Origin of the sequence: uncultured Mailhella sp. (assembly GCF_944324995.1) — a bacterium.
Classification (GTDB): domain Bacteria; phylum Desulfobacterota; class Desulfovibrionia; order Desulfovibrionales; family Desulfovibrionaceae; genus Mailhella.
The window spans coordinates 19,503-28,665 of record NZ_CALUYL010000034.1 but is presented as its reverse complement, the minus strand read 5'-3'; the positions used below and the strand labels follow the sequence as shown (position 1 = coordinate 28,665).

Genomic DNA, 9,163 nt, shown 5'->3' with positions numbered 1-9,163 from the left:
TATGCAGGCATAGGCGCGCTCGACAGCGTGAATACCCGCATCATGGATTCCACGAGCTGGGCCGGAACCCTCGGCGTACAGGCCGAAAAGGGCAACTTCGCCCTCGGCCTCAACTACGGCGTGCAGGCATCCTCCCACGAAACCGACCAGAGCGTCAGCGTCGGCATAAGCTGGAAGTTCTAAAGGCTGAAAGACAGAAAAGGCATGCGGGGGAGATAATCTCCCCCGCGCCCCCTTGTTTCCGCCTCCCGGCTTCGCCGGTTCGGCCGGACAGGGGGAACGGAAAACGCCCTTTACAAAAGCCCCGGAGTGCTGCCCCGGGGCTTTTGTGTGCCCCTTCCGACCTCATTCCCCTTTCTCCCATTCTCTCCTCTTCTTTTTTCCTCTCGCCGTACTCCGCCCCATACCCGCATGCCGGGGCAAACGACACGCTTTTATTCCCTCACACTGAAATCTTCCCGAATCGTTGCAGGCCAAGGTATCTTTCGCGGCGTTTTCTTGACCGCACGGCGAATTTGTTTTATATACATTTCACCAGTCCGCCCCGCGCCTAGGTTCCTTATGGAGCATGCGAATACCGGGGCGGCATTTTTTTTCCAGGAAATTCCGATGCAGTTCATCAAAACGCCGCTCTGCATACATGACCTGCTGCAACTGATGCTCAACCGCGGTCTGCTGTGCGCCGATATGGTACGCGCCTGCCGCCATCTTTCCCATGTCAGTTACTATCGGCTCAACGGCTATGCACGGCACTTCTATGTCAACGAGTCCGCCGCCTCTCCGAACTTCCTGCCCGGCACGACGTTTGAAACAATATGGCGGATCTACTGTTTCGATCGTGAACTGCGTCTCCTGACACTCGATGCCGTCGAACGAATCGAAGTTGCCGTTCGTACTGTTCTCTCCGACTCCCTGTCCGTTGCCGATCCGTCTGCTGCTGTTCTCCCATACGGTTCACACTGGTTCATGGAAAATGCCTTTTTCAAGAGTCCAAAGGACTGTGCCGCGTTCTGCGCCATCGTGGAGGAGGAAACAGGAAAAAACAATTGCCGACGCCGGAGCGCTCCCACCGATCATTATTATAAAACCTACACCTCACCCGCGCTTCCCCCCTCCTGGATAGTCATGGAATCCTTGTCCATGGGCAGCTGGGTCACGGCACTGCAAAACCTGACCCATCCGGTTCAAAATTTCCTTGCCGGAAAATTCGGACTGCCCAGGGTGTTATTTACATCCTGCCTTGCCTCACTCAGAGTCGTACGCAATATTTCCGCTCATCACGGCCGCTTCTGGAAAAGAACCCTCGACCGTCCCTTCAAAGTCCCGCGGCCCGGTTTTGCCAATCTCTGCCCCGATTTCCGTTCGAAGGAAGATTCCTATTACGCCGCGGCCTGTGTGTCGTGGTTCTTTCTTCTTCAACTGGCTCCCAGCTCGCGCTGGCCGGAAAAACTGAAAAACCTCTTTGAAAAATATACAGAAGTCTCTTGCACCGATCTGGGCTTTCCCCAAAACTGGTACAATGACCCGTTCTGGAAAATATAATCTCCCCTTACTTTCCCGTCAGGCTTCCCCTGCCGTCGGCCAGGTGAACGAAGGCGTCGTGCGCAAAGCCCCGTAAGTGCTGATTCAGGATCTTTCCTGCCCCGCCTCTCCCCCCAGTGAACCCACCATACCCACGGCTCCCGCGCGCCCGCCGCAGCGGCAACGCCGCAAGGCGGAATCAGGGGGGACCGGGGGGCTTGTCCCGACTTTGTCGGGGAAATTATTTCCCCCGGCGGGGTCCGGGGCGGAGCCCCGCTGCTCCGGCCTGATCCCGTCCACTCCATCCCCGGGCAGAGCCCCGCTGCTCCGGCCTGTTCCCCTTCCTCTCCTCTCTTCTCCCGCCTTTCGGAGCGGAGGCGAAGACTTGCGAAAAGGGGCGAAAACGGCTAGGCTAATCCTTTATTTCTCCTTCCACCCCAACGAAGCGAACGCGATGAGCAGCAGTCAGCCGGTCGAAACCGGAAGCCCTTGCACGAAGAAGTCCGCCCAGAATCGTCGCCGGATCACGACGTCCTGCGTCGAGGCCGGGCGCTTTTCGGCGCGCTGCGGACAGGAAGCAGCCATCGGCGCGTCCGTCGTTCTTTTCTGTGCGCCTGAAGAGGCGACCGTTCACCGTCCTGCCAGGGCAAAGCACGCCCGCATCCGCCTTCGGCAGGGGAGAACCATACCCCGAACACCGACAAAGGGCAGCCTTTCCGCAGAGGACAGAGCTGCCCTTTTCCATTCTTTTTGCAGAGATGCGTTTTTTGCGCATGACTGCTCCGCCGTTTTCCCCCTTCAAGGACGCAGGGGAGGAAGGCAGACTCCTTTCCGGCACGGCAGGCGCGCAGAAGCGTCCGCCGTGCGCCGTCGGGGTTGCCTTCTGCATCCGGACAAGGGTGGAAGCGGCATTTTTTCCGACCCCATGACCCTTTCCACACTGTTTTTCGCATAAGGAGCCGAAAAAATATGGGAGGATTCTTCGGAGCCATCTCCAAACAGGATTGCGTGCTGGACATCTTCTTCGGCGTGGACTACCACTCGCACCTCGGCACACGCCGCGGCGGCATGGCCATCTACGACCGGAAGCTGGGTTTCCAGCGGCAGATACACGACATTGAAAACACCCCCTTCCGAACCAAGTTTGAAAACAATCTCGCCGAATTCCACGGCTGCGCGGGCATAGGCTGCATCAGCGACATTGATCCGCAGCCGCTTCTCGTGCGCTCGCATCTCGGTTTGTACGCCATATCCACGGTCGGCATCATCAACAACACCGAGCGTCTGGTGCGCGACTACTTTTCCAGCCGGGGCCATCAGTTCATGGTCACGGACGCCGGCAAGGTGAATCCCACGGAACTCGTGGCCGCGCTCATCAACATGGAAGGCGATCTCGTGTCGGGCATCCGGCACGCGCAGGACGTCATTGAAGGCTCCATGACCATTCTGCTGCTCACGGAAGACTCCATCATCACCGCCAGAGACAGAATGGGACGCCTGCCCGTACACATCGGCAAAAGCGATCTCGGCCACAGCGTGTCGTTTGAATCCTTCGCCTACCACAAGCTCGGCTACGAAGACGCCTACGAACTCGGTCCGAGCGAAATCGTGCGCATCACGGCCGACGGCTACGAAACGCTTTCCCCGGCCGCCAAAACCATGAAGATCTGCGCCTTCCTCTGGACCTACTACGGCTATCCGAACTCCAACTACGAAGGCGTCAACGTGGAGCTCATGCGCTACCGCAACGGCGAAATCATGGCCCGCGACGAAATGGCCCGCGGCACGCTGCCTTCGGTCGATCACGTGGCCGGCGTGCCCGATTCCGGCACGCCCCACGCCATAGGCTACGCCAACCGCTGCAAGCTGCCCTTCGCCCGGCCCTTCGTCAAATACACTCCCACCTGGCCGCGCTCCTTCATGCCCGCCAATCAGGCCGTGCGCAATCAGGTGGCCAAGATGAAGCAGATTCCCGTGCCGGAACTCATTCAGGGCAAGAAGCTCCTCTTTGTGGACGACTCCATCGTGCGCGGCACGCAGCTGCGCGAAACCGTCGACTTTCTTTTTGAATCCGGCGCAGGCGAAGTACACATGCGCTCCGCCTGCCCGCCCATCATGTACAGCTGCAAGTACCTCAACTTCTCCCGCGGCAATTCCGACATGGATCTGCTCGCAAGGCGCATCGTGCAGGAACTCGAAGGCGACGAAGGTCATCGTCATCTCGACGAGTACGCCGACGCCTCCACCGCGCGGGGCAGGAGTCTGCTTGCCGCCGTCTGCCGCAAGATGGGCTTCGATTCTCTGGGCTATCAATCGCTGAACGGCCTGCTTGAGGCCATAGGCATCGACAAGGACAAAATCTGCACCTACTGCTGGAACGGCAAAGGATAACCACCATGAACAATTCCCATTCCGCATCCTACGCCGCCGCGGGCGTCAACATTGAGGCCGGCTACGAAGGCGTTCGCCTCATGAAGCGCCATGTCGAGCGCACCCTGATTCCCGGCGTGGTCTCCGATCTCGGAGGCTTCGGCGGCCTGTTTGAACCTGACACCAAAGGCATGTCCCGTCCGGTGCTCGTGTCCGGCACCGACGGCGTGGGCACCAAGCAGCGCATCGCCCAGCTCATGGACAAGCACGACACCGTGGGCATCGACTGCGTGGCCATGTGCGTGAACGACATCGTCTGCTGCGGCGCCAAGCCTCTGTTCTTCCTCGACTACATCGCCATCGGCAAAAACGATCCGGAAAAGGTGGCCACCCTCGTTTCCGGCGTGGCCGAAGGCTGCGTGCAGGCCGGCTGCGCCCTCATCGGCGGCGAAACCGCCGAGCATCCCGGCACCATGGCCCCCAACGACTACGATCTCGCGGGCTTCTCCGTGGGCATGGTGGACAGAGACAAGGTCATCAGTCAGTCCTCCATGCGCGAGGGCGACGTCATTCTCGCGCTGCCTTCCTCCGGCCTGCATTCCAACGGCTACTCGCTGGTGCGCAAGGTGTTCGACGTGGAGCACGCAGACCTTAGCAAGTACTGCGAAGAACTCGGATCCACGCTCGGCGAAGCCCTGCTCACGCCCACGGTCATCTACGTGAAGCCCGTGCTCGCGGCCATTGCCGCGGCCGAAGTTCACGGCATAAGCCACATCACGGGCGGCGGCTTCTACGAAAACATTCCCCGCTGCGTGCCCGACGGCCTCACCGCCCGCGTGGAAAAGGCCGCCGTGAAGACTCCGGCCATTTTCTCCCTGCTGCAGCGCGTGGGCAACATTCCCGAACGCGACATGTTCAACACCTACAACATGGGCGTGGGCATGACGATGATCGTATCCCGCGACACGGCCGACAAGGCCCTCGAAGCCCTCAGGAGCCACGGCTGCAACGCCTACGTTCTCGGCGACGTCGTTTCCGGCGAAGACAAGGTCGCTCTCGCCTGATTTTGCCGCGCCGCCCCGCGCGGCGCACGCTTCATGCACAATGCGGCGGAAATTCCGCTGCAAAGGACATTACGAATGGTAAGACGCATTTATGTAGAGAAAAAGCCCGCCCTTCGACACGAGGCCGGAGCGATTCTCGGAGAACTCCGCACCCTGCTCGGCATCTCTTCCCTGACCGGTCTGCGGCTCGTCAACCGCTACGACGTGGAAGGGCTGGACGAAGACGTGTTTCAGCGTGCGGTGAAAACCGTGTTTTCCGAACCGCAGGTGGACGACGCCGGCGAAACCCTGCCCGAAGGCGACTACACCGCCTTTGCCGTGGAATACCTGCCCGGTCAGTTCGATCAGCGGGCCGACTCCGCGAGCCAGTGCATTCAGCTCATGACCCGGGGTGAACGCCCCGCCGTGCGCACGGCGCGCGTGTTTCTGCTCTCCGGCGATCTCTCCGAAGCCGACGTGGAAAAGATCAAGCGCTACCTCATCAACCCCGTGGAAGCGCGCGAAGCCGGCCTTGATCCCGTGGAAACCCTGCGCGTGGAATACGAAGTGCCCACCAGCGTGAGCACCGTGGAAGGCTTCACCAAGCTGGACGAAGCCGGTCTTTCCGCCCTGCTCGATCAGCTCGGGCTCGCCATGGATCTCGACGACCTCAAGTTTCTGCAGGCCCATTTCCGCGACGAGGAAAAGCGCGATCCCACCATCACCGAAGTGCGCGTGGTGGACACCTACTGGTCCGATCACTGCCGCCACACCACCTTCTCCACCCACATCGACGGCGTGGAAATTCTGGACGAAAAAACGCTGGCCGCCTATGAGCGCTACCTTGCCGCCCGCAAGGAAGTGTACGGCGAAGAAAAGGCGGCCCTGCGTCCGCAGACCCTCATGGACATGGCCACCATCGCCGCCAAGACCCTGAAAAAGCGCGGCCTGCTCGGCAACATGGATCAGAGCGAGGAAATCAACGCCTGCTCCATCCACGTGACCGCCACCGTGGACGGCGAAGAGCAGGACTGGCTGCTCATGTTCAAGAACGAAACCCACAACCATCCCACCGAAATCGAACCCTTCGGCGGCGCGGCCACCTGCATCGGCGGCTGCATCCGCGATCCGCTCTCCGGCCGCGCCTACGTCTATCAGGCCATGCGCGTCACCGGCTGCGGCGATCCGCGCACGCCCGTTTCCGAAACCATTCCCGGCAAGCTCCCGCAGCGCAAGCTCGCCCAGACGGCCGCCTCGGGCTACTCCTCCTACGGCAACCAGATAGGTCTTGCCACCGGCATGGTTTCCGAAGTCTATCATCAGGGATACGTGGCCAAGCATCTGGAAGTGGGCGCCGTGGTGGCCGCGGCTCCGGCCGTCAACGTGGTGCGCAAGCGTCCCGAACCCGGCGACGTGGTCATTCTGCTCGGCGGACGCACCGGCCGCGACGGCATCGGCGGGGCCACCGGCTCCTCCAAGAGCCACAACCGCAAGTCTCTCGTCACCATGGCCTCGGAAGTGCAGAAGGGCAACGCGCCCGAAGAACGCAAAATCCAGCGCCTGTTCAGAAACGGCGACGTCACCCGCCTCGTCAAGCGCTGCAACGACTTCGGCGCAGGCGGCGTTTCCGTGGCCATCGGCGAACTCGCGCCCGGTCTCGAAATCCGTCTCGACGCCGTGCGCAAGAAGTACGAAGGCCTCGACGGCACCGAACTCGCCATTTCCGAATCGCAGGAACGCATGGCCTGCGTGGTGGCCGCCAAGGACGCTCCCGCCTTCATCGAAGCCGCGGAAAAGGAAAATCTCGAAGCCTATCAGGTGGCCGTGGTCACGGAATCGCCGCGCATGGTCATGAACTGGCAGGGCAAAACCATCGTCGATCTTTCCCGCGCCTTCCTCGACACCAACGGCGCGTCCAAGCACACCCGCGTGCGCGTGGAATCCAAGGACCGCTCCGCCCTCGACGCCCCCGCGGCCTCCAGCCTGCGGGAAACGGCCTCCAGCCTCAAGTGCGCCTCGCGCCGCGGCCTTGCCGAACGCTTCGACTCCACCATCGGCGCAGGTTCCGTGCTCATGCCCTTCGGCGGCGTGCTTCAGCGCACGCCCGCGCAGGTCATGGCCGCGCTGCTGCCCGTGCTGCCCGGACACGAAACCAAAGACTGCTCCGTCATGGCCTGGGGCTTCGACGCCGATCAGATGAGCGTCGATCCCTACGAAGGCGCGTACCGTTCCGTGGTCACGTCCGTCGCCCGCCTCGTCGCCGCAGGCTGCGACTACCGCAAGGCCTATCTCACCCTTCAGGAATACTTTGAAAAGCTCCGCAACGAGCCGGAACGCTGGGGCAAGCCCTTTGCCGCGCTCCTCGGCGCGCTCGACGCACAGCTCGATCTCAACGTGGCGGCCATAGGCGGCAAGGACTCCATGTCCGGCTCCTTCCTCGACATGGACGTGCCCCCCACCCTCATTTCCTTTGCCATCGCTCCGGCCAAAGCCGACGACGTGCTCTCGCCCGAGTTCAAGGAAGCCGGACACCCCGTCTGCCTGCTCGCGCCCGCCTCGGCCGACGCCGAAGGCTTCAAGGCCTGCTGGGACGCCTTTGCCGCCCTGCACGCCGCGGGCAGGGTGAAGGCCGCCTGGGCCGTGGAAAACAGCGTGGCCGAAGCGATCATGAACATGTCGTTCGGCAACGGCATCGGCTTTGAGTCCTGCGCCGACATCGACTGGCATCGTCCCATGCCCGGGGCCATCGTGGCCGAACTGACCGAAGAGAGCGGCCTGCGCCTCGGCGTCACCACGGAAAAGGCCGTGATCACTCTCGGCTCGGACAGCGCCTCCGTCGAGGAACTGCTCGCCCTGAACGAAGGCGTGCTGGAAGACATCTACCCGAACCGCACTGCGAAGGACGAAGCCTCCGTGCCGCTCATCACCTCGGACAGGCAGCCCGCGGCCAGACCCCGCACGGGCTCGGCCAGACCGCGCGTGGTCATTCCCGTGTTCCCCGGCACCAACTGCGAATACGACAGCGCCCGCGCCGTCATGCGCGCCGGGCTCGAACCGGAAATCATCGTGCTGCGCAACCAGTCCGCGGCCGAGGTTTCGGAATCGGCCGCGCGCTTTGCCCGCGCCGTGCGCGAAAGCCAGATCATCTTCGTGCCCGGCGGCTTCTCCGGCGGCGACGAACCCGAAGGTTCCGGCAAGTTCATCACGGCCTTCTTCCGCAATCCCGAAGTGACCGACGCCACCATGGATCTGCTCAAGCAGCGCGACGGCCTCATGCTCGGCATCTGCAACGGCTTCCAGGCGCTCATCAAGCTCGGCCTCGTGCCCTTCGGCGAAATCATCGACACCGACGCTTCCTGCCCCACCCTCACCTTCAACGTCATCGGACGCCATCAGTCGAAAATCGTGCGCACGCGCGTGTCTTCGCGGCTCTCCCCCTGGCTGAAGAACGTGAATGCGGGCGACATCGTCTCGGTGCCCGTGTCCCACGGCGAAGGCCGCTTCCTGTGCGAACCTGCGCTGCTTGAAAAGCTCAGGGCAAACGGACAGATCGCCACCCAGTACGTGGATCTCGACGGCCATCCCACCATGAACGTGGACTTCAACCCCAACGGCTCCGTCTGGGCCGTGGAAGGCATCACTTCCCCGGACGGACGCGTGCTCGGCAAGATGGGACACTCCGAACGCACGGGCGCGAACCTCTACAAGAACGTGCCCGGCAACTACGATCTCCATCTCTTCGAGTCTGCCAGGGACTACTTCAGCCTCTAAAAACCGCGCCGGGGCGGAAAGGCTTCCGCTCCGGCTCTTCGACCGACGGCAAGACAGATGCCGCCCGTTCCCTGATGTTCGGAGCCGGACGCCGCCCGCCCGGCCTCCGGCCCCTCCGATTGACCGGTCGCCCTGCCTGCCTCATCCGCCCGCCCGGCGGCCCCGACAGAACGACGGCCCCGGTGGAGTCGGCGGCATCGCCTCCCCCGACGAATTCCACGCCGCAGAGGAAACGAAGCAGGGCAAAAGCAAGGCGCAAGGGAGACGGGACGCGGCGGGCGATGATGCGCGGCGTTGAACGCTCCCCCTCGTTCCGCAAAAGGGGCGAGACTGCGCATTTCAGGCCGCGTAACGTGCGCCGCATGCCCTCCGGCATCCGCTGCGCCCGAGAGCGCAGCCGTCAGGCAAACCGAGTCAGACAAAGAAAAGCCCCGACATCCAACGATGCCGGGGCTTTT

Annotated in this window: 6 protein-coding genes; 5 read left to right on the top strand and 1 reads right to left on the bottom strand. The window is 62.3% G+C overall.

Features of this window, described 5'->3' with window-relative positions; genetic code table 11:
- Positions 1 to 183 (top strand): autotransporter outer membrane beta-barrel domain-containing protein (locus Q0K02_RS11675; protein ID WP_294488403.1); only part of this gene is annotated, 183 nt, incomplete at its 5' end.
- Positions 184 to 609: 426 nt separating this feature from the next.
- Positions 610 to 1,542 carry an Abi family protein gene (locus tag Q0K02_RS11670; protein WP_294489091.1) on the top strand — a complete coding sequence of 311 codons (933 nt, stop codon included), beginning with the start codon at positions 610 to 612 and terminating at the stop codon, positions 1,540 to 1,542.
- Between the two features lie 391 nt (positions 1,543 to 1,933).
- On the opposite strand, the gene Q0K02_RS11665 is transcribed toward Q0K02_RS11670, so the two are convergent.
- Positions 1,934 to 2,296 (bottom strand): hypothetical protein, encoded by a 363-nt coding sequence (locus Q0K02_RS11665; protein ID WP_294489088.1) that lies wholly within the window; start codon positions 2,294 to 2,296, stop codon positions 1,934 to 1,936.
- A gap of 194 nt (positions 2,297 to 2,490) precedes the next feature.
- Here Q0K02_RS11665 and Q0K02_RS11660 point away from each other — a divergent pair, with 194 nt between their 5' ends.
- The 3 genes from Q0K02_RS11660 to Q0K02_RS11650 all read left to right on the top strand — a co-directional run bounded on the left by Q0K02_RS11660 (position 2,491) and on the right by Q0K02_RS11650 (position 8,705).
- Positions 2,491 to 3,912 (top strand): amidophosphoribosyltransferase, encoded by a 1,422-nt coding sequence (locus Q0K02_RS11660; RefSeq protein WP_294489084.1) that lies wholly within the window; start codon positions 2,491 to 2,493, stop codon positions 3,910 to 3,912.
- 5 nt (positions 3,913 to 3,917) lie between these two features.
- Positions 3,918 to 4,955: a phosphoribosylformylglycinamidine cyclo-ligase gene (gene purM / locus Q0K02_RS11655; protein WP_294489082.1), complete on the top strand. Its 1,038-nt coding sequence runs from the start codon at positions 3,918 to 3,920 to the stop codon at positions 4,953 to 4,955.
- Between the two features lie 75 nt (positions 4,956 to 5,030).
- The gene (locus tag Q0K02_RS11650) at positions 5,031 to 8,705 is read left to right on the top strand and encodes a phosphoribosylformylglycinamidine synthase (protein WP_294489080.1); all 3,675 of its coding nucleotides are present in this window, start codon (positions 5,031 to 5,033) and stop codon (positions 8,703 to 8,705) included.
- Positions 8,706 to 9,163: the final 458 nt, after the last annotated feature.

What these genes read in the sequence shown, in the direction of transcription:
- Q0K02_RS11650 (WP_294489080.1), top strand. Translation starts at nt 5,031, where the DNA reads ATGGTAAGACGCATTTATGTAGAGAAAAAGCCCGCCCTTCGACACGAG.
- Q0K02_RS11660 (WP_294489084.1), top strand. Translation starts at nt 2,491, where the DNA reads ATGGGAGGATTCTTCGGAGCCATCTCCAAACAGGATTGCGTGCTGGAC.
- Q0K02_RS11670 (WP_294489091.1), top strand. Translation starts at nt 610, where the DNA reads ATGCAGTTCATCAAAACGCCGCTCTGCATACATGACCTGCTGCAACTG.
- Q0K02_RS11665 (WP_294489088.1), bottom strand. Translation starts at nt 2,296, where the DNA reads ATGCGCAAAAAACGCATCTCTGCAAAAAGAATGGAAAAGGGCAGCTCT.
- purM (WP_294489082.1), top strand. Translation starts at nt 3,918, where the DNA reads ATGAACAATTCCCATTCCGCATCCTACGCCGCCGCGGGCGTCAACATT.